This is a genomic window from Mameliella sp. LZ-28 (genome assembly GCF_012274245.1).
GTDB classification, from domain to species: Bacteria; Pseudomonadota; Alphaproteobacteria; order Rhodobacterales; family Rhodobacteraceae; genus Antarctobacter; species Antarctobacter albus.
Window position 1 is genome coordinate 111,392 of sequence record NZ_JAANYX010000022.1, and the last position, 26,865, is coordinate 138,256.

Consider the following 26,865-nt stretch of genomic DNA (forward strand, 5'->3'; position numbering starts at 1 on the left):
GCGGCAAATGAAACCGGCGCCAAAATGCGCTTTCGAACAGCAAGGGCAAGAATATGTCTAGCATCCTGACGAACAATGGCGCGATGGTCGCGCTGCAAACCCTCAAATCCATCAACTCCAACCTTCTGGACACGCAGTCGGAAATCTCGACGGGCAAGCGTGTCGCGACCTCCAAGGACAACTCGGCCGTCTGGGCCATCTCCAAGGTGATGGAAGCGGACGTAAAGGGCTTCAAGGGGATTTCCGACAGCCTCAACCTGGGCCAGTCCACCGTCGCCGTCGCCCGCCAGGCTGCGGAAACCACGACTGAACTGCTGACCGAGATCAAGGCCCGCATCGTCGCCGCGCAAGAGGAAAACGTCGACCGCGACAAGATCCAGGCGGACATCGACGCCCTGCGCAACCAGATCGTCGGCGTCGTCGGCGCGGCGCAGTTCAACGGTCTGAACCTGCTGTCGAACACGGACACCACCGCAGGCACCGGGTCGGTCAACATCCTGGCCTCGCTGGATCGATCGGGCACCGGTGTGACCGCCTCGGACATCACGGTGCAGAAACAGGACCTTGGGCTTGGCGCGGCCTCGATCGACGTGGCCTCGGCCTCGGCCACGGCAGCGGCCTCGGACGTTCTGTCGGGTGCGGCCAACACTTCTGCCGTTGCCCTGACCGGCAACGCGACACAGCCGACCACCGCCGCTGTCGTCGGTCAGGCCGCGGGTGCGGGCACTGCGACCGTGGCCGCCGGAACCGGCTTCTCGATCGAGATCACGGGCGGCGCGGCGGGTCTCGCGACGTTCAACACCACGGCCACCGCCGGCGCGCAGGAAATCACCTATGTCGCCCGTGACGGCGATACCGAGGCGGATGTCACGGCCGGACTTGTCGCAGCTTTCAACAAGTATGTGGCGGACAATTCCGACATCACCGAGGGCCTCGGCATCGCGGCTGCGGTGAACGCCACCAACGCGAACCAGATCGACTTTACCGGTGCCAACAACGCAGGCGACAACTTCTCGGTCCAGGTCCGCAGCTATGACCTGGGCGACGCGACCATCGGTGGCCGTCTCGAGGCCTTGGCGGATATCGACGTGACAACGCAGGAAGGCGCCGATGCCGCCCTGTTGGAGGTCGAGACACTGATCCAGATCGCCATCGACTCGGCATCGGCCTTTGGTTCGGCCCAGGGCCGGATCGAGACCCAGGCGGATTTCGTCTCGCAGCTGACCGATGCGCTGAAATCCGGCATCGGTGCGCTGGTCGATGCCGACATGGAAGAGGCATCGGCCCGTCTGCAGGCGCTCCAGGTCCAGCAGCAGCTGGGTGTCCAGGCGCTGTCGATTGCCAACCAGGCGCCGCAGTCGCTGCTGTCGCTGTTCCAGGGCTGACCCGCGCCTGAGGCCCTTGGGGGCCGCAAAGGCTTTGCTCTCGAAGGGGCGGCGCATCTGCGCCGCCCCTTTGCCGTTGTCGGATGAGCGCAAAAGGTTGCCCAATTTTTGGGCGTCATGCCGGGTTGGCGGGCATCCGGGGGCGCCAGCGCTTGCCCTGCGCCGCGCCAGTGGTGAAAAGACCTCATGTCGGATCGGATCACCATCGTCGTCGTCGAGGAAGACCGCGAGCGCGCGATCTCGATCGTCGATGCGCTGCGCGCCTCGGGCCCTTATGACGTGCATGTCATAGGCAATGCGTCCAGCCTGGCGCGCCGGATCGGCGCTCTGGCCCCCGATGTCGTGCTGATCGACATCGACAACCCGACCCGTGACATGCTTGAGGAACTGACGTTGGCCTCCGGCCCGCTGGAACGTCCTGTTGCCATGTTCGTCTCGGGAGCCGCAAGCGGTCTGGCGCGAGAGGCGGTCGAGGCGGGCCTGTCGGCCTATGTCGTCGACGGGATGCAGCCGGATCGGCTCAAACCTGTTCTCGACGCCGCCATCGCCCGGTTCCAGATGATGCGCCAGATGCGCCGGGAACTGGCCGAGACCCGCCGTGCGCTGGAGGAACGCAAGGTTATCGACCGCGCAAAGGGGCTGCTGATGAAGGCCCGCGGCATCGAAGAGGAAGAGGCCTATGCCCTGTTGCGCAAGGCCGCGATGGACCAGGGGCGCCGCGTGGCCGAGGTGGCCGAGGCTCTGGTCACGGCATCGGGGCTCTTGTCATGAAGATGGTCAGGCTGCCCACGGCATTTGTGCCGCTGGTTGACGCGGCACCACTGATCGTGGCCGAGGAGATGGGGTTTGCCCGCGAAGAAGGAATCGCGCTGGATCTGATCGCGGCGCCCTCGTGGTCGTCGGTGCGCGACATGCTGGCCTTTGGCCGCGTGGATGCGGCGCAGTTGCTGTCCCCTGTGCCCGTCGCGATGGCTCTGGGGCTGGGCGGGGTGACACAGCCGGTGTCGGCGGTCTCAGTCCTGTCGGTCAATGGCAACGTGATCGGCGTCAGCCGCGCACTGGAGGACCGGCTGCGCGCCTCGGGATACGGGTTCGATTTCCATGATGCGGCAGGCGCGGCCCGCGCCCTTGTCGCCGTTGCGGATCGGCCGCTTGTCTTCGGTGTGCCTTTCCCCTTCTCCATGCACGTCGAACTGCTGCACTACTGGCTGGAGTCCTCCGGCCTCGCCGAAAAGGGGTTCGAGGTGCGCACCGTGCCGCCGCCGCTGATGGTGCGCGCCCTCGCCGAGGGGGACGTGGATGCCTTTTGCGTGGGCGAGCCCTGGGGGTCGGCTGCGGTCGAGGCCGGGGCCGGGGCGCTCTTGCTGCCGGGCAAGGCGGTCTGGTCCTTTGCGCCGGAAAAGGTGCTGGCCGTGCGCACCGACTGGGCCGAGACAGAACCTCACCTGCTGGGCAAGCTGATGCGCGCGGTCTGGCGGGCGGGGCGCTGGCTGGATGCGCCGGGGCACCGCACCTCGGCGGCAGAGATCCTGGCTCAGAAACCCTATCTCGACCTGCCGTCCGAGGTGGTCGATCGCGCCCTTTCCGGGCGGCTGACGATTTCGAGCCATGCCGAACAGCGCCTTGTCGATGGTTTCGTCGCCTTCCACGAAGGGGCTGCGAATTTTCCCTGGCGCAGCCAAGCCAAGTGGATCGCGCATCGGCTTGCCGGGCGCCTGGGGCTGGACGAGACCCAGGCGCGCGCGCGGGCGGCAGAGGTCTTTCGCAGCGATATCTACCGCGCACAGATGGCGTCCACGGGGGCCGATCTGCCCGGTGCGTCCGAGAAACTCGAAGGCGCGATTCGCGAGGAAACCGCCGTCGCCTCGCGGAAAGGTGGTCTGCTGCTGCCGCCAGATGCGTTCTTTGATGGGCGCGTTTTTGACCCTGACCGCATATGATGCACAATTATGCGGCAGTGCAGCGTGCCAGTTCGGGTGATTTCCGAATCTGGCGCCGCAGTGCAGCAGAAAAACGTTGCCGCGCCCCAGATCGCTGACGCAGGATAAACCCATCGACGTGCAATGGCGTACGTCGCGCGAAATACCTCCCATAGACCGGGATCATCCGAGCAACGCCGCTCACTCTTTGTCTGTCACCGGACAAAGCGTGTTTGCGGCTTTTTGTCTTGCCCGGCGTTTCGTGAAGGACCCGGGCCCCTGGAAAAGGAACCGACCTCATGAAGTCTTTCCTCCTCGGCCTCGCGGCCACCACCGCCCTTGTCAGCCCCGCGCTGGCGCAGATGCTCGAGCTTGAAAAGGACGAGCTGACCTTCGGCTTCATCAAGCTGACCGACATGGCGCCGCTCGCCGTGGCCTATGAACAGGGCTATTTCCTCGACGAGGGTCTTTTCGTCACGCTGGAGGCGCAGGCCAACTGGAAGGTGCTGCTGGACGGCGTGATCGGCGGGCAACTGGATGGTGCGCACATGCTGGCCGGTCAACCGCTGGCGGCGACCATCGGCTTCGGCACCGAGGCGCATATCATCACCCCGTTCTCGATGGACCTGAATGGCAACGGCATCACCGTCTCGAACGAGATCTGGGACCAGATGAAGCCGAACATTCCGCATGAAGACGGCAAGCCCGTGCACCCGATCTCGGCCGAGGCGCTGGCGCCGGTGGTCGAAAAGTACAAGGCTGAAGGCAAGCCCTTCAACATGGGCATGGTCTTCCCGGTTTCGACACACAACTACGAGCTGCGCTACTGGCTGGCTGCGGGCGGCCTGCACCCTGGCTACTACAGCCCCGAAAACATCACCGGCCAGATCGGCGCTGACGTCCTGCTGTCAGTGACGCCGCCACCGCAGATGCCTGCCACGTTGGAGGCGGGCACGATCTATGGCTACTGCGTCGGTGAGCCGTGGAACCAGCAGGCGGTGTTCAAGGGCATCGGCGTGCCGGTCATCACCGACTACGAGCTGTGGAAGAACAACCCCGAAAAGGTATTCGGCATCACCGCCGAGTTTGCCGAGGAATACCCCAACACCACGCTGGCCGTGACCAAGGCGCTGATCCGTGCCGCCATGTGGCTGGACGAGAACGACAACGCCAACCGTCCCGACGCGGTCGAGATCCTGTCGCGGCCCGAATACGTCGGCGCCGATTATGACGTGATCGCCAACTCGATGACCGGCACCTTCGAATACGAGAAGGGCGACAAGCGCGACGTTCCGGACTTCAACGTCTTTTTCCGCTACAACGCCACCTATCCCTTCTACTCGGACGCGGTCTGGTACCTGACCCAGATGCGCCGCTGGGGCCAGATCGCCGAAGCGAAGCCGGACAGCTGGTACGACGAGGTCGCGCGGTCGGTCTATCGTCCGGACATCTACCTGGAAGCCGCGCGCATTCTGGTCGACGAGGGGCTGGCGAACGAGGCGGATTTCCCTTGGGACAGCGATGGTTACAAGGCGCCGACCCCGGCCTCCGACATCATCGACGGCATTCCCTACGACGGGCGCACGCCCAATGCCTATCTCGACAGCCTGCCCATTGGGCTGAAGGCCGACCAGACAGTCGTCGGAACCGAGGTCAAGGGCTGACGCCCGGGCTTTGGACCTAGCCCGGGGCGCGTCTTTCACTCCCTGTTACGCGCGCTCCGGGCGCAGACCCCCACTCCCTCCCTCCGATCGAGGACCGCAAGACATGACCACCGTCGACCCGAATTTCTCCGACAGCGCCGCCAGAGAGGCCCGGCGCGCCCGCCTCTTCACCCGCATCAACGCCGCCGACAAATGGTTCCAGGTGCTGGGACTGAGCTGGGTCACGCCCGCGCTCAAGGCTGCCGCAGGCGACAACCCCAGGGCGCAATTGAAGGACCTTTGGCGCCTTCTGGGAGTCCCCTTGCTGGCCATAGCCGGGTTCCTGCTGCTCTGGGGCACGCTGGCGCCGCAGGTACAGACCTCGCTGGGCGCCGTGCCCGGCCCGGCCGCGGTCTGGGAGGAGGCCGTGAACCTGCACGCCGATGCCGGGGCCAAGGCCGCCAAGCGCGAAAAGTTCGAGGCCATGGTGGCCAAGCGCAACCAGAAGTTCATCGACGCGGGCCAGCCGGAAAAGGTCAAGGACATCGCCTATACCGGCGCGCCCAGCTACTACGAACAGATCTGGACCTCGATCAAGACGGTCTTCTTCGGCTTTTTCGTCGGCACGGTCGTGGCCATTCCGCTGGGCATCATGGCGGGGCTTTCGCCCACCGCCAATGCCGCGCTGAACCCGCTGATCCAGATCTTCAAACCGGTCTCTCCGCTGGCTTGGCTGCCCATCGTCACGATGATCGTCTCGGCGGTCTACGTCACGAATGACGGGCTCTTTGCCAAATCCTTCCTGATCTCGGCGATTACCGTCACACTCTGTTCGATCTGGCCGACGATCATCAACACCGCGCTGGGCGTGGCCTCGATCGACAAGGACCTGGTGAACGTCTCCAAGGTCCTGAAGATGAACACATACACCAAGATTACCAAGCTGGTGCTGCCCTCGGCGCTGCCGCTGATCTTCACCGGACTGCGGCTAAGCCTCGGCGTCGGCTGGATGGTCCTGATCGCGGCAGAGATGCTGGCGCAGAACCCCGGCCTGGGCAAATTCGTCTGGGATGAGTTCCAGAACGGGTCCAGCCAGTCGCTGGCCAAGATCATGGTCGCCGTCTTCACCATCGGCATCATCGGCTTCCTGCTGGATCGCGTGATGTTCGCCCTGCAGTCCCTCTTCACCTTCTCGAACCAGCGGTGAGCGACATGGCAGTGATCGATTTCAACAATGTCTCCAAGAGTTTCGGCGAGGGCACCCATGCCACGCCGGTCCTCAAGGACATCGACCTCAAGGTGCAGGAAGGTGAGTTCCTGGTGATCCTGGGCTTTTCCGGCACCGGCAAGACCACGCTCATCAACCTGATGGCCGGGCTGGAAATGCCCACGCAGGGCAGCGTTTCCTTTCAGGGCAAACCCATCAAGGGACCGGGCCGTGAACGCGGGGTGATCTTTCAGAACTACTCGCTGATGCCCTGGCTGACGGTCGAAGGCAATGTACGGCTGGCGGTGGACACGGTTTTCCCGGGAATGCCGCGGGCGGAAAAGGCCGCCAAGGTTGCCCACTACGTCCAGATGGTCGGCCTCAGCCATGCCGCCACGCGCCGCCCGGCGGAATTGTCGGGGGGCATGCGTCAGCGGGTGAACGTCGCTCGCGCGCTGGCCATGTCGCCCGAGGTGCTGCTGCTGGATGAGCCGCTGTCGGCGCTCGACGCGCTGACCCGGGCCAACCTCGCCGAAGAGATCGAGAGGATCTGGGAGGCGAACAAGAAGACCTGCGTGCTGATTACCAATGACGTGGATGAGGCGATCCTGCTGGCCGACCGCATCATCGCACTGAATCCGGATGGCACGCTGAGCGAAGAGTTCAAGGTCGACATCGCCCGCCCGCGTGACCGCTCTGCCATGAACCACGACGAAGGGTTCAAGGCACTGCGCGCGCAGGTGACGCAATACCTGATGGACGTGGGCATCGAAGCGAAATCCGAAGGCAGCAAGGTGCTGCCGGACGTGACCCCGATCCACGGCGTGCCGCAGGCGGTCAAGGACGCGCAGCAGGGGCTGATCGACGAACGCTTCCTCGATTTCAGCCAATTGCACAAGGTCTACGCCACACCCAAGGGCCCGCTGACCGTGGTCGAGGATTTCAACCTGAAAATGGACCGGGGCGAGTTCATCTCGCTGATCGGCCATTCCGGGTGCGGCAAATCCACTGTGCTGACGATGGCCGCCGGTCTGAACGAGATTTCCAAGGGCGCGATCAAGCTGGACGGGCGCCATGTCGAGGGCGCCGACCCGGAGCGGGCCGTTGTCTTCCAGTCGCCCTCGCTGTTTCCCTGGCTGACGGCGCGCGAAAACTGCGCCGTGGGCGTGGACAAGGTCTATCCCAAGGCCAGCCGCGCCGAACGTCAGGACGTGGTGGAATACTACCTTGAACGGGTCGGGCTGGCCGATGCGATGGACAAATCGGCCAGCGAGCTTTCGAACGGCATGAAACAGCGGGTCGGCATCGCGCGGGCCTTTGCGCTCTCGCCCAAGCTGCTGCTGCTGGATGAACCTTTCGGGATGCTCGACAGCCTGACGCGCTGGGAACTTCAGGAAGTGCTGATGGAGGTTTGGGACCGGACCAAGGTCACTGCGATCTGCGTCACCCATGACGTGGACGAGGCGATCCTGCTGGCCGACCGGGTGGTGATGATGACCAACGGGCCGCAGGCCACGATTGGCAAGATCGTCGACGTCGACCTGCCGCGCCCGCGTACCCGCAAGGCGCTGCTGGAACACCCCGACTACTACGATTACCGCGCCCAGGTGCTCGATTTCCTGGAGGAATACGAACACGGCGCCAAACCCAAGCCCAAGGCCCAAGCGCCGCGGGCCATCGCGGCGGAGTAATCCCCATGAAACAGAAACTTGTCGTCATCGGCGCTGGCATGGCCTCTGGCCGGGTGCTGGAACACCTGCGAGAGCAGGCCCCGGACCAATATGACATCACGCTGTTCAACGCCGAACCGCGTGGCAACTACAACCGCATCATGCTCTCGCCCGTGCTGTCCGGCGAAAAGACCTACGAGGAAATCGTCACCCATGACGACGACTGGTATGCGCAGAACGAGATCACCTGCCGCTTTGGCGAGCATGTGGTGGGCATCGACCGCGACACCAGAACGGTCACGGGCCAGAACGGCGCGATCAGCTATGACAAGCTGCTGATCGCCACCGGCTCGGCCCCCTTCATCATCCCGGTGCCGGGCAAGGATCTGCCCGGCGTGATTGCCTACCGCGACCTGGACGATACCAACGCGATGGTCGAGGCCTCGGCCAAGGGCGGCAAGGCCGTGGTGATCGGCGGCGGCCTGCTGGGGCTGGAGGCGGCGGCGGGGCTGGCCCTGCGCGGCATGGAGGTCACGGTGCTGCACCTGATGGGCCACCTGATGGAACGCCAGCTGGACGAGGCAGCGGGCTACCTGCTGAAAAAAGATCTGGAGGACCGAGGCATCACGGTGATGACCAAGGCGGCGACCAAGGCCATTCTGGGCGAGGATCGCGTCGAGGCCGTGCTGCTGGAGGACGGCACCGTACTGGACGCCGATCTTGTGGTTATGGCCGTGGGCATTCGCCCGGAAACCCGGCTGGCCAATGATGCCCATCTGGAGGTGGCGCGGGGGATCGAGGTCAACGCACAGATGATGACCTCGGACCCGGACGTGCTGGCCGTGGGCGAATGTGTCGAACTTGACGGGCAGTTGTTTGGCCTTGTTGCGCCGCTCTACGATCAGGCCAAGGTGGTCGCGGCAACCCTGATCGGGGAAGAGGCGGCCTTCGTGCCCAAGGAGCTTTCGACCAAGTTGAAGGTCACGGGCTGCGATCTTTTCAGCGCAGGGGATTTCGCCGAGGGCGAGGGGCGTGAGGACGTGGTTTTCCGTGACCCATCGCGCGGCGTCTACAAGCGCCTGGTGATCGAGGGCGACAGGCTGGTCGGCGCGGTGATGTATGGCGACACCGCCGACAGCAACTGGTTCTTCGGCCTGATCAAGGACGGCACCGACATCTCGGACATGCGCGAGACGCTGATCTTTGGCCCCGCCTATCAGGGAGGCGGTCAAGCGGACCCTCTCTCAGCCGTTGCAGCCTTGCCGCCTGAGGCAGAGATCTGCGGGTGCAACGGCATATGCAAGGGTCAGATCGTCCAGGCCATCGAAGGCGGTGCCACCGATCTCGGCGCGGTCAAGGCCACGACCAAGGCCAGCGCCTCCTGCGGGACCTGTACCGGACTGGTGGAACAACTGTTGCAGGTGACGCTTGGCGACGGGTTCGAGACGCCCACGGCCCAGCCGGTCTGCGGCTGTACCGATCTCAGCCATGAGGACGTGCGTCGCCTGATCAAGAGCCAGGAGCTGAAATCGCAAGAGGCCGTCTGGCAAGAACTGGGTTGGAAGACGGTCAACGGTTGCCACACCTGCCGCCCGGCGGTGAACTTCTACCTGCTGGCGGACTGGCCGCTGGACTATACCGACGACCCGCAAAGCCGCTTCGTCAACGAGCGCAACCACGCAAACATCCAGAAGGACGGCACCTATAGCGTGATGCCGCGCATGTGGGGTGGCATGACCACGCCGCAGGAACTGGTGGCCATCGCCCAGGCGGCCGAGAAATACGGCGCGACCGTCAAGGTCACCGGCGGCCAGCGGATCGACCTGCTGGGCGTGCGCAAGGAAGACCTGCCCGCGATTTGGGCCGATCTGAACAGGGCCGGCATGGTCTCCGGCCATGCCTATACAAAGGGGCTGCGCACGGTGAAGACTTGCGTCGGTTCGGATTGGTGTCGTTTCGGCACGCAGGATTCCACCGGCCTTGGCATCAAGCTGGAAAAGCGGCTTTGGGGGTCCTGGACACCGCACAAGGTCAAGCTGGGTGTTTCGGGCTGTCCGCGCAACTGCGCCGAGGCCACCTGCAAGGACATCGGCATCGTCTGTGTCGACTCTGGCTACCAGATCGGGGTTGGCGGCGCCGCGGGCATGGACGTCAAGGAGGTCGAACGCCTCGTGGACGTCGCCACCGAGGAAGAGGCGATCGAATGGACCGTCGCCTTTGTCCAGCTTTACCGCGAGAACGGCAAGTATCTCGACCGGGCTTACAAATGGCTCGCCAAGGTCGGGCTGGACTGGGTGCAGGAGGTGCTGGCCGACCCTGCGGAACGCGCGGCGCTGGTTGACCGTTTCGACCTCTCGCAAAGCGTCTACCAGACCGATCCCTGGGCCGAACGGGCCCGCCCGGACGTGGCGCAAGGCTTTCAGCCGCTGGCCGATTTCACACTGGAGGCAGCAGAATGAACTGGACCGACATTGGTGCCGTCACGGATGTTCCCCTGCGCGGTGCGCGCCTGGTCAAGACCCAGGCGGGTTGCATCGCGGTGTTCCGCACCGCCGAGGACGAGGTCTTTGCCGCCTCGAACGCCTGCCCGCACAAGCAGGGGCCATTGTCCGAGGGCATCGTGCACGGGCAGAAAGTCACCTGTCCCCTGCATAACTGGGTTTTCGACCTGAACACAGGCGAGGCGCAAGGGGCCGACGAGGGGCGCATCGCGGTCTACCCCGTGCGGATCGAGGCGGGGCGCATCCTGCTGGAGATCAGCGCGCTCCAGAACCGGAGCGCGGCGTGATGGCGGGGGCAGGGCGGAAAACTGTCCGGTCCACCTGCCCCTATTGCGGGGTGGGCTGCGGCGTCTTGCTGACCCCGCAGCCGGACGGAGGTCTGGACGTGCGCGGCGACCCGGACCACCCGGCCAATTTCGGGCGCCTGTGTTCCAAAGGCTCTGCGCTGGGCGAGACGGTCGGGACGGGCCACCGCCTTCCGACGCCGCGGATTGGCGGGCGGGAGGTCAGCTGGGACAGCGCCCTCGGCACCGTGGCCGAACGCTTTGCCTCCACCATTGCCGAACATGGGCCGGACAGCGTTGCCTTCTACGTCTCCGGGCAATTGCTGACCGAGGACTACTACGTGGCCAACAAGTTAATGAAAGGTTTCATCGGTTCGGCCAACATCGACACGAACTCTCGTCTTTGCATGGCCTCGACAGTGGCGGGGCACAAGCGCGCCTTCGGCACAGATACGGTCCCCGGCACCTACGAGGACATCGAGGACGCGGACCTGGTGGTCCTGGTCGGATCGAACCTGGCCTGGTGTCATCCGGTCCTGTACCAGCGTGTTCTTGCGGCGCGAAAGGCGCGCGGCACGCGGATTATCGTCGTGGACCCGCGCCGCACCGCCAGTTGCGACGGCGCCGACATGCACCTGGCGCTGGAGCCGGGATCGGACGTCGCCCTGTTCAACCGGCTCTTGGCGGAAATCGACGCGCGTGGCGCGGTCGACGCGGATTTCCTGGGCAACACCACGGGATTTGACGCCGCGCTGGAACAGGCCCGCGCCGAGGATGGCACGGCGACAGGGCTGAGCGAGGCGCAGATCGCCGCCTTCTGTACCGAATGGATCGGCACCGAAAAGACCGTCACCATCTTCAGCCAGGGCGTGAACCAGTCCAGCTCTGGCTCGGACAAGGTCAACGCGATCCTCAACTGTCACCTCGCCACGGGCCGCATCGGCAAGCCCGGCTGCGGGCCTCTGTCGGTCACCGGCCAGCCCAACGCGATGGGCGGGCGCGAGGTCGGGGGGCTGGCGAACATGCTGGCTTGTCACCTCGACCTCGAAAAAGCCGATCACCGCGCCGCTGTGCGGGATTTCTGGGCGGCGCCCACTGTTCCCGATGCACCCGGTCTCAAGGCCGTCGATATGTTCGACGCAGTGGGCGAGGGGCGGATCAAGGCGCTCTGGGTCATCCACACCAACCCCGCCGTTTCCATGCCCGATGCGGACCGTGTGCGCGACGCCATCACGGGGTGCGATTTCACAGTCGTCAGCGACATCACCGCCGAGACCGATACCGCGCGGCTGGCCGACGTGCTGCTGCCCGCCAGCGCCTGGGCGGAAAAGGACGGCACCGTTACCAATTCCGACCGCACGATCAGCCGCCAGCGCGCAGCCTTGCCAGCGCCCGGGAGCGCCCGCCCCGACTGGGAAATCCTTGCCGAGGTCGGCCGTCGCATGGGCTGGCAGGGAGCCTTCGACTACCAGTCCCCGGCAGAGATCTTTCGCGAATACGCCGCACTTTCGGGCATCGCAGGGTCCTTTGGCCGCGATTTCGATATTTCTGGCCTTGTGGGCGAGGACTACGACGCGTTGCAGCCGACCCGCTGGCCGGTCAGTGCAAGGAGCGAAGGCGGGCGTTTCTTTTCCGATGGCCGGTTCTTTCATGCCGACCAGAAGGCCCGCCTGGTCCCGGTGTCATGGCGTCCGCCGGTCGCGAAGACCGCCCCGCGCTACCCGTTCCGCCTCAACACCGGGCGCACACGCGACCAGTGGCACACGATGACGCGGACGGCGCTTTCGGCACGGCTCTCGGCGCATCTGGCAGAGCCCTTCCTGGAAATCCATCCCGCCGATGCCTTCGCCAAGGGCATCGGGTCGGCCGACCTTGTTCGGGTCGACAGCCCGCAGGGCAGTGCCATCCTGCGCGCTCGCATCACCGATGCCGTTCGTCCCGGGCAGGTCTTTGCGCCTATGCACTGGACCGGCGAGACCGCACCCTCGGCGCGGATCGACGCGCTGGTGGCGGCGGTGACCGACCCCGTCTCGGGCCAGCCGGAAAGCAAGGCCAGCGTGGTCAATGTCATGCGGCTCAACGCGGCATGGTACGGTTTCGCGGTGTCCGCCCGGCCGATGACGCCAAAGGCCGCCTACTGGGCGCGCAGCGTCACCCGTTCGGGGCAGCGCGCCGAGCTTGCCGGGCTGGACACGCCGGAGGATTGGGAGGCCGAAGCGCGCGCGCTGTTCGATCTGCCGACAGCCGAACTGACCTCGGTCACGGGGCCGGGGCAGGGGAATGCACGTCTGGCCTTTCGGGAAAACGGGCAACTGGTTGCGGCGCTGTTCGTGTCGTCCACGCCCATCGCCGTGATGCGCGACTACCTGGCCACGCTGCCGGATCAGCCGGACCAGAGCCTGCTCTCGGGCCGGTCGCCCGCCGATGTTCCGGACCCGGGGCCGATCCTCTGTTCCTGTTTCGGGGTTGGCGTGAACACGATCCTGAGCGCCATCGAGGCCGACGGGTTGCTGAGCGTCGAGGCCATCGGCGCGGCCTTGCAAGCGGGCACGAACTGCGGCTCCTGCCGGCCGGAACTGGCCGACCTCCTCGCCTCCGTCCAGCAGAAGGAGGCCGCGGAATGAGCCTGGCCGTCCATGTGCGCACGCTGGGCCGTGGCCCGGGCCGGTCGCGTTCCCTGACGGAGGATGAGGCCGTCGAGGCCATGTCGCAGATGCTGGAAGGCGCCGCGCCCGAGTCGGTCGGTGCGCTTTTGATGCTGCTGAGGATGAAGGGCGAGACATGCGAGGAAATTGCAGGGTTCGCCCGTGCTGCGCAGGCCCCGCTGGCCGACTGGCCCTGCGCCGATCTGGACTGGCCGTGTTACGCCGCCGGTCGCAGCCGTGGTCTGCCCTGGTTTCTCCTGGCCGCAAGACTGGTCGCGGCCAGCGGCCAGCGTGTTCTCTTGCACGGCTGGAACGGGCCGGATCAGGCGATCCGCGACGGGCTTGTTGCCTTGGGTATCCCGCAGGTCCGCAGCCCGGCGCAGGCCGCCCGGGTGCTGAAGGCGGGCAACATCGCCTATGTACCTCTGGAAGACGCGCATCCCGCCCTGTTCCAGCTGCTCGACCTGCGCCGGACCCTTGGCCTGCGCTCCTGCATCAACACGGTTTGCCGGATGTTGAACCCGGGTCGCGCATCCGCCAGCGTGCAAGGGGTCTTTCATCCCTCTTACCGGCAGTTGCAGGCCGACGCGGCGCAGCGCCTGGGCTGGCGCAACCTGACCGTCATAAAGGGCGGCGGGGGCGAATTCGAACGCCATCCGGGCATGGAGATCGCCGGTTTCGGCCTGCGAGAAGGCGCAGCATGGCAAGGTAGTTTTCCGGCCCTGACAGGGGATCATCGCCGACTGTCGGATCTGACCCTGTCCGCCGAGGCGCTCACCGTGCTTTGGAACAGTGACGAGGGCCCGGAGTTCGCCCGCCAGATCGTCCTTGGCACCGCCGCGCTGGCCTTTGCCACGCTGGACCTAGCCCCCGACCTATCCGCGCTGTGGCAGGCGCGCCCCGTTCTGCAGACCGCCTGACAGGAGACCCGCCATGAAAAGCTTTCCCATGTTCATCCGTACAACGGGCCGGTGCGTCACCATCGTCGGCGGCGGCGAGCAGGCGGCGCAGAAGGCGCGGCTGATCCTCAAGACCGACGCCCGGATCCTTCTGGTCGCGCCTGAACTTGAACCGGAATTGCAGGCGCTGGTTGCCGAAGGCCGCGCCCGTCACCAGCACCGGCTGACCCCCGAGGTGTTCGCGGATGCCGCGATGGGTTTCGTCGCCACGGGTTGCCCGGCACTCGACGCCTCGGCGCATGCGCTGGCCAGGGCCATGCGCTGCCCGGTCAACGTGGTCGACCGCCCCGACCTTTGCGACCTGACCACGCCCGCGCTTGTCGATCGCGATCCGGTCGTCATCGCCATCGGCAGCGAAGGCACCGCCCCGGTCCTGACCCGTGAGATCAAGACCCGCCTCGAAGAAATGCTGTCCCCCTCATTGGGAGGGCTGGCGGCCCTGGCCGGGCGGCTGCGCCCGATGGTCAATGCCCGGGTGCCGCGCAGCCAACGCCGCGCCTTCTGGGCCTGGGTCTTCAAGGGGGCGCCCCGCGCGACATGGGCCCGGGGCGGCGAACGCGAGGCCGCACAGGCCATCAAGTCTGCCATCGCATCGGGCGGCGCGCCCAATGAGGCGGCGCACGGCCATGTCGCCCTTGTCGGCGCCGGGCCGGGGGCGCGTGACCTGCTGACGTTGCGTGCGGTGGAACGGTTGCAAGAGGCCGACGTGATCTTTTACGACCGGCTGGTGGACCCCGAGGTGCTGGAACTGGCGCGGCGCGACGCGGAACGGGTGTTTGTCGGAAAACACGTTGGCGCGCACAGCTGGCCGCAGGATCGCATCAACGCTGTGATCCTGGCCGCCGCGCGTCAGGGCAAGCGGGTGGTGCGGCTGAAATCCGGTGATCCCGGGGTCTTTGGCCGCGCGGGCGAGGAAATCGCCGTATTGCGCGCCGCAGGTATTGCGGTGGAGCTGGTTCCGGGCATCACGGCGGCCTCTGCCGCGGCGGCCGCACTGGGTGAGCCTCTGACCGAACGGGGCATTTCGGACACGCTGATCCTGACCACCGGCATGTCGCGCGAAGGCGCGGCGCTGCCGGACAGCACGCGGCACGCGGCGCCGGGAACCACCTCGGCCTTTTACATGTCGGTGGGGCAGGCGGCGCGCATTCGCGACGACTTGATGGCGCGCGGGATGCCGCCTCAGGCCCCCGTGCGCGTCGCGATCGAGGTGTCCAAACCCGGCGAGCACCTATTGACTTGCCCCCTGGTCTCGCTGGAAGAACGCCTGCAAGAGGTCGGATGCAAGGGATGTGCGGTGATCCTTGTCACCTGGTCCGAGGCAGCGGTGCCTGCCGTTCCGGCGGCTGAGACATGTGCTGCCTGACCCTGTATCAGTCCCGGCGTTCCAGCCCGGAACGGCACTCTGCGATCACTTCCAGCACCCGTTCCGTGCGGCCAAGGTCCTCGGCAAGGGCCAGCGCCAGCTTGGCCAGAAAGACCTCGCCCTGGTCCGGTCCAACGTCGTCGATTGCCACTGCCATTGCCTCGTAGACGCGTTCCAGCTCTGCCTGGGTCATGCGGTTTCCTCCTCGCTGATCGCCATGCGGCCCAAGGCCCCGGCCAGTTTTTCCGCCGTGACGCCGTGCCAGCGCGCCGCGACATGCAGATCGGGGCGCACCAGGTATGCGCTTCCCTGCACGGCGCCATAGGCCCGGGCCACCGGGCCATCGGCCGGCAGGCGCAGGACAGACAGGCCCGGCGGCACGTCGAAACCCGCGTCGCCGAAGGCCAGCAGGGTCAGGCCCTTGCCCAGCCGCTCGCTCAGGAAACCATCCTCCAGCGCCACGTCCCGGATCATCGCGCCCGGGATTGGCCCGGCGTCAAAGCCCGGATCGTCCGGCGTGGTTGCCGGGCTGTCGGCATAGGTATGCGGCGTCATCTGGCGCGGATTGGCAAGGTGCCCGGCGCTCTGTCGGCTCAGCGCCAGTGACAGCGCCGCATCCCGCATCACCCGCCAGCCATGCGTGGGCGGCGTCATGAAACGCGTGCTCTTGGTGGCATTGGCAAAGACATCCAGTGTCGCCCCGCGCCGTTCGGGCGTGTAGCTGTCCAGCAGGCTCTCACCAGCGTCCCCGTTCAGCACGGCGGCCAGTTTCCAGCCGATGTTGTGCCCGTCCGCGATGCCGTTGTTCAACCCGCGCACGCCGAAGATCGGCACGATATGAGCACTGTCCCCGGCAAAGAACACGTGGCCCTGCCGGTAGTCGTCCAAAAGCAGGGTGTTGGCGGAATAAACGCTCCACCACTCAAGGTCGTAGCCGCCATCGTGGCCGATCTCGGCCAGCACCCCTTCGACCGAGGCGCGCACGTTCTCTTCGCGCATGGCCTCCTCGTTGGTCTCGTCCTCGCGCAACTGGTAGTCGATGCGCCAGATGTTATCGGGCTGGCGGTGGATCAGCACTGTGCCGCCCGGCCGGCAGGCCGGATCGAACAGCGCACGGCGGATGGTGGGATAGTCATGCGCCATCTTCACGTCGGCGATGACATAGCGGCCTTCGTAGTTCTCTCCCTTCAGGCGCAGCCTGCACATTCCGCGCATCGCGCTGCGCGCGCCATCGGCGGCGATCACCCAGCGCGCGGGCAGGTCATAGCTGCCGTTCGGGTCCTCGACCGTCAGCACCGCGCCCTCCGGGGCCTGTTCCAGCCCCGTCACCCGGCTTTGCCAGCGCGTCTCGATCAGCGGTGAGGCGGCGACCGCCTTCCACAGGAAGGCCTCGATGTATTGCTGTTGAAGGTTGTACATCGGGCGGAACTTTTCGTCCGCGCTGTCGGGCATGTCGAATTCCAGGATCTGTCGCCCGCGATAATAGGACTGCCCCTTGGTCCAGCCCAGCGATTTTTCCAGGAAGGGCGCCGCGATGCCCAGATGGTCCAGAATGTGATAGCTGGACCGCGAGATGCAGATGGCCCGGCTGCCGTCGTTGAAGGTGTCCTTGGCGTCCAGCAGGACGCTGCGCACCCCGTGCTGGGCCAGCGTCAGCGCGGCGACCATGCCGACCGGCCCGGCCCCAACCACGGCGACCGGGGTCTGCGGTTCGACCTCCGGTCGCGCCGGCGGGTCGAAATGCGGGTAGTCGAAGTAAAGCGAATCCAGCTCGCCGCGTCCACTGGGGCGCATGTCCCGTCCTCCTCGTCTTGTCCTGTGGGATGTGTACCAGAGCGCGCCGGTGGATTATGTCCTGCAAAATGAAGGACAAGCCGACACCGGGGATGGATGACCTGCTGGCCGGGATCGACACCTGCCTTGCGCTGACCGGGCGGGATGCCTGGACAGATGCCTTTGTCCCCTGCGTGGCCGCCACGGGGGCGGCGCAGGTCATGGTGTTTTCCTACCGTGCGGACAGCGCCGCCTGCCTGCTGTCGCGCAACTTTCGCAGCGCGGCCCTGGGGCCGCGCCTGGCCGAGGACTATCTTGGAGGGTGGTTTCGGCAGGATCCGCTGTTTCATCGTGCCCTGGCATTGGAAACCGGCACGCTGGAGGTGGTCGAAAGTGGGGCCGTCATCGGCGGGATGACCGGCGAGTATCGCGCGCGGTTCTATGCCCGTCCGGGACTGGATGGAAAGACGGCCGTTCTGGTGCGTGGGCCTGCGCTATGCCTTGCGGTGAACTTCTATTGGCCAGAGGCCGGGGATGGCGGAGCAGAGACAGCCATACGCGTCCTGGCGAGGCTTGCACTCTTGCATTTCGAGGCCCGCGCCGAAAGCGGCTATCCCGCCCCGCTGGCCGTCCTGTCCGAGCGCGAGCGGGACGTCTGCCTTGGTATCCTGTCAGGAAAGAAGGCCGAGGTAATCGCCGGTGAGCTTGGCGTCGCCGTGTCGACCATCGCGACTTATCGGACCAGGGCCTATGAGAAACTGGGCATATCTTCGCGCGGGTCGCTGTTCGCGCTGTGTCGGGCCTGAACGCAAAAAGGGGAGCGCGGCGCGCTCCCCTCTCGGATCGACGGACCCGGTGCCTCACTTCTTCAGGTTGGTCCAGATCTGGTCGTAGACCTCTTGCGTTTGCTGGTCGCAGACCTCGATGAAGACACCTTTGCCGGCGTCGGCGGGCGGATTGGACTCCGGTTGTTTGGCCAGTTCCGGGTCAAGGAAGGGCCCCACGCCATCGACACCGGCGACGTAGCGCGCGTAGTTGGTCACCGCGGCGATGTTCTCGGGCTCCAGCAGGAAATCCATGAACTTCAATGCGTTCTCACGGTTGGGCGCATCCTTGAGCAGCACAACGTTGTCCATCCAGACGATATAGCCCTGTTTCGGGAAGGCGTATTCGATGTTCGCGCCTTCCTGCCGGGCCTTGGCGGCGAAGCCGTCGTAGATCTGCCCGACAGAGGCATCGCCCGAGACCAGCACCTCTTTCGCGGTGTCCGAGTTGAACGAGGCCCAGTGCTGTTTTGCCTCCTGCAGCATGGCGTTCAGCGCCTTGAGCTGTTCGCGGTCGGTGGAACACTGCGGGATGCCCATGTGCAGCGCGGCCATCGCCATGACCTCACCCTGGCTGTCCAGCATGTTGATCTTGCCCGAAAGCGCGGCGGGCGGGTTGAACAGGATGTCGGTGCTGTCGATGGGGCCATCGAAATCGTCCCGGTTCACGGCAAAGCTGGTCGAGCCCCACTGGTAGGGGATCGAATGCGCGCGGCCCGGATCAAAGGAGGGATCGGCCCATTCCGGCTGGATGTTGCCCTTGTTGGCCAGCTCCCCCTCTTCGATGGTGTCCAGCAGGCCCTCACCGGCCATGATCTGCACCATGTAGTCGCCGGGAACGGCCACGTCATAAGTGCCGATGGCGCCCGCCTTGAGCGAGGCCAGCAGCGCCTCGTTGCTGTCGTAGGTGTCCATGACCACCTCGACGTCGTGTTCTTCTGCGAACTTGTCCAGCAGGTCCTGCGGGATGTATTCGAACCAGTGATAGATGACGAGCTTGCCCTCGGCCGAGGCCATGCCTGCGGTCAGGGCCAGTGCGGCGGCTGTGGTGACGAGTTTTTTCATGTGTTTTCCCCTCTGTTGGATCAGGTCTTCCGGTCCTTGCGGCTGATCAGCCATGATAGTGTCACCATGACCACCGAGACGCCAAGCAGCATCGTGGAAATGGCCATGATGTTGGGCTTGATGCCCTGTTTGACCGCGCCGAAGATCGCCGTCGGCAGGGTTTCGACGCCCGCGCCCTTGACGAAATTGGTGATGATGAAATCGTCCAGCGAGACGATGAAGGCCAGGATGAAGCCCGAGACGATGCCCGGCGCCATCAGCGGCAGCAGCACGCGGGTAAAGGCCTGTCGCCTGGTGGCGTAAAGATCCATCGCGGCCTGTTCATAAGTCGCCTCGATCCCCTGCATCCGGGCCGAGATCGGCAGGTAGGCAAAGGGGATGCAGAAGGCGATATGCGCCAGGAGGATCGTCAGCAACCCGCGGTCGAAACCGATGGCGTTGAAAAAGATCAGCGTGGCGACGGCGGTCACGATCTCAGGCACCATCAGCGGCAGGGAGATCAGGCCGAAGGACAGGGTGCGCAGCCGGAACTTGCCGCCGCGCAGGATGGCGGTGGCCGAAAGCGTGGCGATGGTGGTGGCGACCGTGGCGGCGATCAGCGCGATGACGAAACTGTTGCGCGCCGCAGATTTGAACTTGGCGCTTTCCGGGCCGGTGAAGACATCGGCGTACCAGCGCAGCGACAGCCCTTCCCAGTTGGTGATCGAAGGAGAGGCATTGAAGCTGTAGACCATGACCACGATGAGCGGGGAATAGAGGATCACCAGGCAAAGGAGCGTGATCGCGCGGAAGCCGGGGTAGACACGCAGGTCGTATTTTCCCTTTGCCATGATCAGCCCTCCGCCTTGGCTTGCTGGCGGGCAAAGATCAGCAGGATGATCAGAACCATCGTCAGCAGGATCATCGAGGCCGCCGCGCCGAAAGGCCAGTTGCCCGCGTTGCCCTTGAACTGCTCCTCGATCAGAGAGCCGATCATGAAGTTCCTTGCCCCGCCCAGCAGGTCAGGCGCCAGGAAGGACCCCAGCGAGGGCACGAAGACCAGGATGCAGCCCGCCACGATCCCCGGTTTGACCGAGGGCAGCAGGATGCGACGCAGCACGGTCCAGCGCGGGGCATAAAGGTCCGAGGCAGCCTCGGAGAGAGAAAAGTTGTAGCGTTCCACGGCGGCATAGATCGGCAGCACCATGAAGGGCAGATAGGAATAGAACAGGCCCAGTTGCACCGCGAAATTGGTGTTCACGATGGCCAGCGGTTCGCTCAGGATGCCGGTGCCGGTCAGAAAATCGTTGAGCGGCCCCTCGTCGCGCAAAAGGAACTTCATCGAGACAGTGCGGATCAGCAGGTTAACCCAGTAGGGGATCGTCACGAGGAATACCCAGAGCGTGCGCTGGCGTGGGGGGCGCGTGGCGATGAAATAGGCGGTCGGGAACCCGATCGCGAGGCTCAGAAGGGTCGCCGCCCATGCCTGCCAGATCGAGCGCCAGAAAATCTGGATGTAGGTCCATTCGATGGAACAGGGTTCATCCCCGAACAGGCCGCGATTGCAGAAGAACTGGTCATAGGCGCCCAGGCTGAATTCCCAGATCACGCCGCCGCGGAATTCCTTGGTCAGGAAGGAATAGACCAGCATGATCGCCACCGGGGCCAGCACCAGGATGCCCAGCGTCACCCAGGCAGGCAGCAGCAGCCATGTGCGCGCCTCTGCATAGGTGTCGCTGGTCGAGGATCCGCCCGTTGCCGCACCGCCCGCCATCAGTCCACCAGGAGGCGCGCAGCCCCCCGCTCCATGTTGACGAAAACCTCTGTGCCCGGATCAAAGACGCGGGACGTGCCCCGGCTGGAGTTGGAGGCGCGCACCCGGAACTCGGGCCCGTCGTCGAGGTCGAGGATGGTCGATATGTCGGTGCCGATGAAGATGTTTTCCCGCACGCGGGCCTTCAGGCTTTCGCTTTCGGTGGGTTCGGACGACAGGAACAGCCGTTCGGGACGCAGCGACATATGCACCCTGGCGCCGGCGCCGATCCCGTCCACGGCGTCGCAGGTCAGCCGGTGGCCGCCGCCCAGATGACAGGCCGCGCGGCCCGCGTCGATCTGGTCCACCGTGACTTCCAGCAGGTTGGTCTCCCCGATGAAATCCGCCACGAACATGTTGCGCGGGCGTTCATAGATCTCGCGCGCATCGCCCAGTTGCTGCACCTCGCCCGCCGACATGACGGCGACGCGGTCGGACATGGTCAGCGCCTCTTCCTGGTCGTGGGTGACAAAGATGAAGGTGATCCCGGTTTCCTTTTGCAGGTGCTTCAGCTCGATCTGCATGGCCTTGCGCAGCTTGAGGTCCAGCGCGCTCAGCGGTTCGTCCAGCAGCAGCACCTTGGGCCGTGGCGCCAGCGCGCGGGCCAGGGCGACGCGCTGTTGCTGGCCGCCGGACAGCTGCGATGGCTTGCGGGCCGAGAATTGCGACAGCTGCACCATTTCCAGAACCTCGCCGGCGCGCTTGCGGGCCTCTGACTTGCTCTTGCCCAGCATCTCCAGCCCGAAGCCCACGTTGTCGAGGACCGTCATGTGGGGGAACAGCGCGTAGTTCTGGAACACGGTGTTGATCGGGCGCTTGTGCGGCGGCAGGCCCTCGATCTCTTCGCCGAAGAGAAAGATGCCGCCTTCGGTCACGTCCTCGAACCCGGCGATCATCCGCAGAAGCGTGGTCTTGCCACAGCCCGAGGGGCCGAGCAGCGTAAAGAATTCATTGTCCGAAATCGTCAGTGACACCTGTTTGAGTGCCGTGAAGGTGCCGTAACGCTTGACGGCGTTTCGCACCTCGATCGCGTCGTTTGTCTTTCTGGTCACGCCTGTCCCGCCCAAGTGTCCGTTTCCCTGCGGCAGAGCATAGGGATATGCGCCCGGATGCCAGAAGAAACGACTGCCTCAGCGCGCCTTAGCCTCAGCCTAATCGGCCGGGAAACAGCGGATTTCGCGGTGTTTTCCCAAGGTGTTGAGGGGTGCGCCCAAAAGATGGGCGCATCTGGGTAAAATAAGGGCGAACTGTAAATTTGAGGATCAGCGCAGCTCGTCGAGCAGCGCGTCCATCATCGAGTCGCAGGCCGTCAGCTGGCCGCGTTCCAGGTATTCGTCGGGCTTGTGCCCCTGGCCTTCCATGCTGCCCGGTCCGCAGACAACGGTGGGGATGCCCAGGGCGTCGAAGAACCCCGCCTCGGTACCAAAGGCGACCTTGGTCAGGTCCTGCGTCCGGGCCAGCCGTTGGGTCAGCCGCGTGACCTCGGCATCCGGCGCGGTGTCGAGGCCGGGATAGCCCGTGACCTCTTGCAGGTCGATGGCGGTGCCGTGCCGTTCTGCGATCTGAGAGGCCAGCGCCCTGATCCGCGCCACGAGGTTCGCTGGCGCATCGGCGGCGAGGTGGCGGAACTCGAACAACAACTCGGCCCGGTCGGGCACGACGTTGAGCACGGTGCCGCCCTTGAGCACACCGGCATGAACGGTGCTGTAGGGCACGGCATAATCTGCGTCCCGCGCGCCGTGCCGGGCCAGATCGTCCTGCAGCCCGCGCAGGCCGGTGACAAGGTCCGCCGCAAGGTGCAGCGCGTTGGTGAACCGTGGCGCCAGCGCCGAATGCCCGGCCTCGCCGTGGCAGATGGCGCGCAGCCCCTGCTTGCCCTTGTGCCCCACGGCCACCCGCATCTCTGTCGGTTCGCCCACGATGCAGGCACGAGGCAGGCCGATGGCCGGTTCCAGCGCGTCGATCATCCGCGCGATCCCGACACAACCCACCTCCTCGTCATAGGATATCGCCAGTTTCAGGGGTTCGCGCAGCGGGGCTTGCGATGCCCGGTCTGCCGCCGCCAGCATCGAGGCCAGGAATCCTTTCATGTCGGTGGTGCCGCGCCCGAACAGCCTGTCGCCCTCGCTCGTCAGCCTGAACGGGTCGCGCGTCCACTCCTGCCCCTCGACTGGCACGACATCGGTATGCGCCGAGAGCATCACGCCGGCGCCCTCAGGCCCGATGCTGGCATAGATCCCCGCCTTCGGCTCGGACGGGTCCGCCACGCGGGTCACGGCAAAGCCGCGCGACTTCAGGAAGTCCTCGACATAGGCGATCAGTTCCAGGTTGGACCGGGTGCTGACCGTGTCATAGGCGACAAGCCTGTCGAGGATCTCCAGCGTCTGCGTCATCGGGTGAGCGTCTCCAGGATTGCCAGCACCTCGTCCGCGCGGGTGGCCGGGTTGACGATGCAGAGGCGAAAGACCATCTCGCCCCGCCAGCGCGTCGGCAGGCAGAGCAGCGCGCCTGAACGGCGGTGCGTCTCGCCCCATGCGATCATCTCTGCCTCGTCCATGTTCTGCGGGCGGAAGAGGATCACTGTCAACTGCGGGCCAAGCAGCAGGTCGAGCCCCGGCGTGGCGTCTATGCCTTTGGCGATGTCCTCTGCGACCTGCCGGGTCGTGGCGATGGCCTCGGCATAGGCCTCGGTCCCGTGCACCGCCAGAGAGTACCAGAGCGGCAGGCCCCGGGCCCGCCGGGTCAGGTGCAGCGCGTAATCGGACGGGTTCCAGTGGGTCTTGTCCGCCGTGTCGAGGTAGACTGCCTGTTGCCCATGCGCCGCCGCGCCGTGGCCGGCGTCACGATAGAGCAGCGCGCAACTGTCGTAAGGGGCGAACAGCCACTTGTGCGGATCGACAATCAGGCTGTCTGCCCGTTCGATCCCGTCGAAGGCGGGCCGCATCGCGGGATCGGCCAGGGCCGCGCCGCCATAGGCACCGTCGACATGCAGCCAGAGGCCATGTTCCTGCGCAAGATCCGCCAACCCGGCGATGTCGTCCACCGCGCCGCAGTTGGTCGCGCCGCCATTGGCGACTATGGCAAAGACCGCCTCGGTGAGATGCGGGATGGCGGCCTGCGCGGTCATGCGCCCGGTCTCGTCCGCCTCGACCACAATGACCGCGACGTCCATGACCCGGGCGACCGCTTGGATCGAGCTGTGCGCCTCGGAGGAACAGTGGATGGCGCCGCGCCCCTCACCGGGGCGGTTGCGCCGGTGCCATTCGCGCGCAGCGTGCAGGGCCGAAAGGTTGCCCAGCGTGCCGCCCGCGACAAAGACGCCGCCCGCGCTGGCCGGCCAGCCGGCAAGGTCCGCGATCCAGCGCAGCGTCTGGTTTCCGCGTGGATGGCGCCCGCACCGCCGTCCCAGTTGCCGGCAAAGATTCCCGCCGCGCCAAGCGCCGCGTCGAAACTCAGCGCCGCGCGGCTGGGGGCCGAGGCGACAAAGGACAGGCTGGTCGGGTGACCGAAAGGCCGGGTCGACGGCACGATATTGTCCGAGAACACGCCGAACGCCTGTTCCGCGCCGATGCCGTCGGCGGTGATTGATCCGCCCGGCACGGGCTCCAGCGCGGCAAAAGCCTGCGCGCCGTGTTTCGGGTCCGGCCCCTCGGCGATGCGCCGTTCGGTCCAGTCGAGGAACGCGCGGGTCGCCTCGGGCGCGAAGGGAACGGGATCGTCGCTCACTCTGCTGCCAACTCCGTGATTTCGCGGCGGAAGGGCAGAGCGTCGCCGATGTCTTCTCCGTCCAGTTCGCGCGCATAGCGGTGTCCCGCGTAGGTTGCCCAGGCGATGGGGCCGGGCGCCTCGGCGTCCCCGATGATCCGGACCGTTTTGATGCCCGCATCGGCCCAATCGGTCTCGCGCGCCTTGAGGTCCGCATAGACCTGATTGCTTTCCAGTTTCGAGGCCACGACAACCACCGCGTCACAGCCCAGTTCTGAGGTGCGGTCGGTGTAAGTGCAGTTGGTCACGACATGCCCCTTGCCGATCCGGGTGACGCCCCGGTTCAGCACGATCTCGACCCCCATTTCGGCCAGCCGCTTGTGGATCGTGTGCTGTTCCAGCGTGTTGACCGTCCAGTCCGACAGATAGGCCGAAGGCGTGACGATGGTCACCTCGCAACCCTCCTGCCGCAGCAGTTCGGCCAGCACGCCGCCCATGTAATAGTGGTCGTCATCGTAGATCACGACATGGCCCGAGGGGCGCTTGCCATCCATGATGTCATCGGGCGTGTAGATCGGCGTGCTGTCGTCCATCGGCATCGGCACCACATGCTGGCGGCTGACCCCGTCGCGGCGCCACCTGGCGCCGGTGGCCAGGCACACGTGTTCGAAGCCGAACTCGAGAATGCTCTCCGCGTCCAGTTCACTGTCGAAATAGCTTTGTACGTTGGGTTTCTGGCTGATCTGGTATTCGCGGTAATCCGCCACCCGTCCCCAGGCCGACAGGCCCGGCAGCAGCCTCTCGCGCGCCACGCGCCCGCCCAAGGCGGTGCCCGCCTCGGCCAGCGCCACGTCATAGCCGCGTTCGGCCAGTGCGCGCGTCGCCTCCAGCCCGGCGGGGCCGGAGCCGACCACCAGCACCGACTGGCTGGCCCCCTTGGCGTTCATCCGTTCCGGGTGCCAGCCCTTGCGCCATTCCTCCATGAAGGTCGGGTTCTGGGTGCAGCGGCTGATCGACATGGTCATGTCGCCGGTGATGCAGATGTTGCAGCCGATGCATTCGCGGATGTCGTCGATCCGCCCTTCCTCGACCTTCTTCGGCAGGAAGGGATCGGCAATCGAGGGCCGCGCACAACCGATGGCGTCCAGCGTGCCCTGCCGGATCATCCGCGCCATGACGTCCGGAGAGGTGAACCGCCCGACCCCAACCACCGGTTTCGACGACAACTCGCGGATGCCCTTGACCAGCGCCTCTTGCGCGGCCTCCTCCTTGAACCGGCTTGGGCCGGAACAATCCTCCCAGGTGCCGTGCGCGAGGTCCCAGAGGTCCGGCAGGTCCTTGTTCATCTCGACGAAGTCGCGCACCTCGGCGTTGGAAAAGCCCAGGTCGCCGATGGTTTCGTCCAGCGAGACCCGCAGCGTGATCCCCATGGTGTCGCCCACCGCCTCGCGCAAGTCCGCGATCACCTCGCGCGCGAACCGCGAGCGGTTTTCCAGCGAGCCGCCGTATTCGTCGTCGCGCATGTTGGTGGCGCGGCTGAGGAAGTGCTGAAAGATGCCGAACCCATGCGCGCCGTACAGGCAGATCAGGTCGAACCCGGCCGCCTTGGACCGCTTGGCCGCGTTCACGAACCAGCGGCGCAGGTCCTTGATTTCACCCTTGGACAGGGCGCGCGCCTGTACCGGGTCATTGGTAAAGGTCCGGATCGGTCCCGGCGACACCGCCCGCGGCACCTCCTTGGTATAAAGGTTCGGCCCGTTGATCCCGGAATAGGCCAGCTGGATGCCTGCCAGCGCGCCGTGTTCCTTCATCTTGCCGGCCATCCTGGCCAGCATCGGGATGTCCTTGTCCTCCCAGAGCCGCAGCTCGATGAAGGGCGTGATCTCGGACGTGTGGTGCATCTCGCATTGTTCGGTGAACACCACGCCCCAGCCGCCCTCGGACTTGATCCCGCGCATGGCGGCGGCGGCGGAGGGGTCGCGATAGCCGCCCCCGTTGCAATGCGGCACCTGGTAGAACCGGTTTTTCGCGGTCACCGGCCCGATGGCCAGCGGTTCGAAAAGAATGTCGTAACGGGGGTCGCGCAAGGTCTGCTCCATCATCTGTCGGGCGCAGGATACCCATCGG

The 26,865-nt window shown here is 65.6% G+C and carries 21 protein-coding genes; 12 read left to right on the top strand and 9 right to left on the bottom strand.

Features of this window, described 5'->3' with window-relative positions:
* Positions 1 to 53 precede the first annotated feature (53 nt).
* The 11 genes from G9Q80_RS13060 (at position 54) to cysG (ending at position 15,579) form a co-directional block, all read left to right on the top strand.
* Positions 54 to 1,385, top strand: a complete 1,332-nt coding sequence (locus G9Q80_RS13060) for a flagellin N-terminal helical domain-containing protein (RefSeq protein ID WP_088714254.1) — start codon at positions 54 to 56, stop codon at positions 1,383 to 1,385.
* A gap of 186 nt (positions 1,386 to 1,571) precedes the next feature.
* Complete coding sequence (locus G9Q80_RS13065; RefSeq protein WP_088714255.1) at positions 1,572 to 2,156, top strand: ANTAR domain-containing response regulator; 585 nt, start codon at positions 1,572 to 1,574, stop codon at positions 2,154 to 2,156.
* Complete coding sequence (locus tag G9Q80_RS13070) at positions 2,153 to 3,325, top strand: ABC transporter substrate-binding protein (RefSeq protein ID WP_088714256.1); 1,173 nt, start codon at positions 2,153 to 2,155, stop codon at positions 3,323 to 3,325. The genes G9Q80_RS13065 and G9Q80_RS13070 overlap by 4 nt, the downstream gene beginning before the upstream one ends.
* A 278-nt stretch (positions 3,326 to 3,603) precedes the next feature.
* A complete protein-coding gene (locus G9Q80_RS13075) occupies positions 3,604 to 4,968 on the top strand; it encodes a CmpA/NrtA family ABC transporter substrate-binding protein (RefSeq protein WP_069210901.1) in 1,365 nt (454 codons plus the stop codon).
* Positions 4,969 to 5,071: 103 nt separating this feature from the next.
* Complete coding sequence (locus tag G9Q80_RS13080; protein ID WP_069210902.1) at positions 5,072 to 6,154, top strand: ABC transporter permease; 1,083 nt, start codon at positions 5,072 to 5,074, stop codon at positions 6,152 to 6,154.
* Between the two features lie 5 nt (positions 6,155 to 6,159).
* Entirely contained in the window at positions 6,160 to 7,845 is a 1,686-nt protein-coding gene (locus tag G9Q80_RS13085; RefSeq protein ID WP_088714257.1) for an ABC transporter ATP-binding protein, read from the top strand.
* A 5-nt stretch (positions 7,846 to 7,850) separates the two neighbouring features.
* Positions 7,851 to 10,283, top strand: a complete 2,433-nt coding sequence (gene nirB, locus G9Q80_RS13090) for a nitrite reductase large subunit NirB (protein ID WP_088714258.1) — start codon at positions 7,851 to 7,853, stop codon at positions 10,281 to 10,283.
* Positions 10,280 to 10,612: a nitrite reductase small subunit NirD gene (nirD, locus tag G9Q80_RS13095; RefSeq protein ID WP_043137201.1), complete on the top strand. Its 333-nt coding sequence runs from the start codon at positions 10,280 to 10,282 to the stop codon at positions 10,610 to 10,612. The genes nirB and nirD overlap by 4 nt, the downstream gene beginning before the upstream one ends.
* Complete coding sequence (locus tag G9Q80_RS13100; RefSeq protein WP_088714259.1) at positions 10,612 to 13,233, top strand: nitrate reductase; 2,622 nt, start codon at positions 10,612 to 10,614, stop codon at positions 13,231 to 13,233. Before nirD ends, G9Q80_RS13100 begins: the two co-directional genes overlap by 1 nt.
* A complete protein-coding gene (locus G9Q80_RS13105; RefSeq protein ID WP_088714260.1) occupies positions 13,230 to 14,174 on the top strand; it encodes a glycosyl transferase family protein in 945 nt (314 codons plus the stop codon). The genes G9Q80_RS13100 and G9Q80_RS13105 overlap by 4 nt, the downstream gene beginning before the upstream one ends.
* A gap of 13 nt (positions 14,175 to 14,187) precedes the next feature.
* The gene (gene cysG / locus G9Q80_RS13110; RefSeq protein WP_088714261.1) at positions 14,188 to 15,579 is read left to right on the top strand and encodes a siroheme synthase CysG; all 1,392 of its coding nucleotides are present in this window, start codon (positions 14,188 to 14,190) and stop codon (positions 15,577 to 15,579) included.
* 7 nt (positions 15,580 to 15,586) lie between these two features.
* Here the strand turns inward: cysG and G9Q80_RS13115 are convergent, their stop codons facing one another.
* Both G9Q80_RS13115 and G9Q80_RS13120 read right to left on the bottom strand, forming a co-directional pair.
* Positions 15,587 to 15,772, bottom strand: coding sequence for a hypothetical protein (locus tag G9Q80_RS13115; protein ID WP_043137189.1), 186 nt, complete (start codon positions 15,770 to 15,772; stop codon positions 15,587 to 15,589).
* Positions 15,769 to 17,373 (bottom strand): FAD-dependent monooxygenase, encoded by a 1,605-nt coding sequence (locus tag G9Q80_RS13120; protein WP_088714262.1) that lies wholly within the window; start codon positions 17,371 to 17,373, stop codon positions 15,769 to 15,771. Before G9Q80_RS13120 ends, G9Q80_RS13115 begins: the two co-directional genes overlap by 4 nt.
* A gap of 68 nt (positions 17,374 to 17,441) precedes the next feature.
* On the opposite strand from G9Q80_RS13120, the gene G9Q80_RS13125 reads away from it, so the two are divergent.
* Positions 17,442 to 18,158, top strand: a complete 717-nt coding sequence (locus G9Q80_RS13125; protein ID WP_157903785.1) for a response regulator transcription factor — start codon at positions 17,442 to 17,444, stop codon at positions 18,156 to 18,158.
* A gap of 54 nt (positions 18,159 to 18,212) precedes the next feature.
* Here the strand turns inward: G9Q80_RS13125 and G9Q80_RS13130 are convergent, their stop codons facing one another.
* The 7 genes from G9Q80_RS13130 to G9Q80_RS13160 form a co-directional block, all read right to left on the bottom strand.
* The gene (locus G9Q80_RS13130; RefSeq protein ID WP_074622110.1) at positions 18,213 to 19,241 is read right to left on the bottom strand and encodes an extracellular solute-binding protein; all 1,029 of its coding nucleotides are present in this window, start codon (positions 19,239 to 19,241) and stop codon (positions 18,213 to 18,215) included.
* Positions 19,242 to 19,261: 20 nt separating this feature from the next.
* Positions 19,262 to 20,071 carry an ABC transporter permease gene (locus tag G9Q80_RS13135; RefSeq protein ID WP_074622111.1) on the bottom strand — a complete coding sequence of 270 codons (810 nt, stop codon included), beginning with the start codon at positions 20,069 to 20,071 and terminating at the stop codon, positions 19,262 to 19,264.
* 2 nt (positions 20,072 to 20,073) lie between these two features.
* Entirely contained in the window at positions 20,074 to 20,994 is a 921-nt protein-coding gene (locus G9Q80_RS13140; protein ID WP_088714264.1) for an ABC transporter permease, read from the bottom strand.
* The gene (locus tag G9Q80_RS13145; protein WP_088714520.1) at positions 20,994 to 22,085 is read right to left on the bottom strand and encodes an ABC transporter ATP-binding protein; all 1,092 of its coding nucleotides are present in this window, start codon (positions 22,083 to 22,085) and stop codon (positions 20,994 to 20,996) included. Before G9Q80_RS13145 ends, G9Q80_RS13140 begins: the two co-directional genes overlap by 1 nt.
* Positions 22,086 to 22,295: 210 nt before the next feature.
* A complete protein-coding gene (gene argE / locus G9Q80_RS13150) occupies positions 22,296 to 23,426 on the bottom strand; it encodes an acetylornithine deacetylase (RefSeq protein ID WP_088714265.1) in 1,131 nt (376 codons plus the stop codon).
* Complete coding sequence (locus G9Q80_RS13155) at positions 23,423 to 24,835, bottom strand: pyridoxal phosphate-dependent decarboxylase family protein (RefSeq protein WP_157903786.1); 1,413 nt, start codon at positions 24,833 to 24,835, stop codon at positions 23,423 to 23,425. The genes argE and G9Q80_RS13155 overlap by 4 nt, the downstream gene beginning before the upstream one ends.
* Positions 24,756 to 26,825 carry an oxidoreductase gene (locus G9Q80_RS13160; RefSeq protein WP_088714521.1) on the bottom strand — a complete coding sequence of 690 codons (2,070 nt, stop codon included), beginning with the start codon at positions 26,823 to 26,825 and terminating at the stop codon, positions 24,756 to 24,758. Before G9Q80_RS13160 ends, G9Q80_RS13155 begins: the two co-directional genes overlap by 80 nt.
* Positions 26,826 to 26,865: the final 40 nt, after the last annotated feature.

Excerpts from the sequence above, each read along its gene's own strand:
- G9Q80_RS13060 (WP_088714254.1), top strand. The coding sequence starts at position 54 with ATGTCTAGCATCCTGACGAACAATGGCGCGATGGTCGCGCTGCAAACC.
- G9Q80_RS13065 (WP_088714255.1), top strand. The coding sequence starts at position 1,572 with ATGTCGGATCGGATCACCATCGTCGTCGTCGAGGAAGACCGCGAGCGC.
- G9Q80_RS13070 (WP_088714256.1), top strand. The coding sequence starts at position 2,153 with ATGAAGATGGTCAGGCTGCCCACGGCATTTGTGCCGCTGGTTGACGCG.
- G9Q80_RS13075 (WP_069210901.1), top strand. The coding sequence starts at position 3,604 with ATGAAGTCTTTCCTCCTCGGCCTCGCGGCCACCACCGCCCTTGTCAGC.
- G9Q80_RS13080 (WP_069210902.1), top strand. The coding sequence starts at position 5,072 with ATGACCACCGTCGACCCGAATTTCTCCGACAGCGCCGCCAGAGAGGCC.
- G9Q80_RS13085 (WP_088714257.1), top strand. The coding sequence starts at position 6,160 with ATGGCAGTGATCGATTTCAACAATGTCTCCAAGAGTTTCGGCGAGGGC.
- nirB (WP_088714258.1), top strand. The coding sequence starts at position 7,851 with ATGAAACAGAAACTTGTCGTCATCGGCGCTGGCATGGCCTCTGGCCGG.
- nirD (WP_043137201.1), top strand. The coding sequence starts at position 10,280 with ATGAACTGGACCGACATTGGTGCCGTCACGGATGTTCCCCTGCGCGGT.
- G9Q80_RS13100 (WP_088714259.1), top strand. The coding sequence starts at position 10,612 with ATGGCGGGGGCAGGGCGGAAAACTGTCCGGTCCACCTGCCCCTATTGC.
- G9Q80_RS13105 (WP_088714260.1), top strand. The coding sequence starts at position 13,230 with ATGAGCCTGGCCGTCCATGTGCGCACGCTGGGCCGTGGCCCGGGCCGG.
- cysG (WP_088714261.1), top strand. The coding sequence starts at position 14,188 with ATGAAAAGCTTTCCCATGTTCATCCGTACAACGGGCCGGTGCGTCACC.
- G9Q80_RS13115 (WP_043137189.1), bottom strand. The coding sequence starts at position 15,772 with ATGACCCAGGCAGAGCTGGAACGCGTCTACGAGGCAATGGCAGTGGCA.
- G9Q80_RS13120 (WP_088714262.1), bottom strand. The coding sequence starts at position 17,373 with ATGCGCCCCAGTGGACGCGGCGAGCTGGATTCGCTTTACTTCGACTAC.
- G9Q80_RS13125 (WP_157903785.1), top strand. The coding sequence starts at position 17,442 with ATGAAGGACAAGCCGACACCGGGGATGGATGACCTGCTGGCCGGGATC.
- G9Q80_RS13130 (WP_074622110.1), bottom strand. The coding sequence starts at position 19,241 with ATGAAAAAACTCGTCACCACAGCCGCCGCACTGGCCCTGACCGCAGGC.
- G9Q80_RS13135 (WP_074622111.1), bottom strand. The coding sequence starts at position 20,071 with ATGGCAAAGGGAAAATACGACCTGCGTGTCTACCCCGGCTTCCGCGCG.
- G9Q80_RS13140 (WP_088714264.1), bottom strand. The coding sequence starts at position 20,994 with ATGGCGGGCGGTGCGGCAACGGGCGGATCCTCGACCAGCGACACCTAT.
- argE (WP_088714265.1), bottom strand. The coding sequence starts at position 23,426 with ATGACGCAGACGCTGGAGATCCTCGACAGGCTTGTCGCCTATGACACG.
- G9Q80_RS13155 (WP_157903786.1), bottom strand. The coding sequence starts at position 24,835 with ATGCGCGCGAACTGGACGGAGAAGACATCGGCGACGCTCTGCCCTTCC.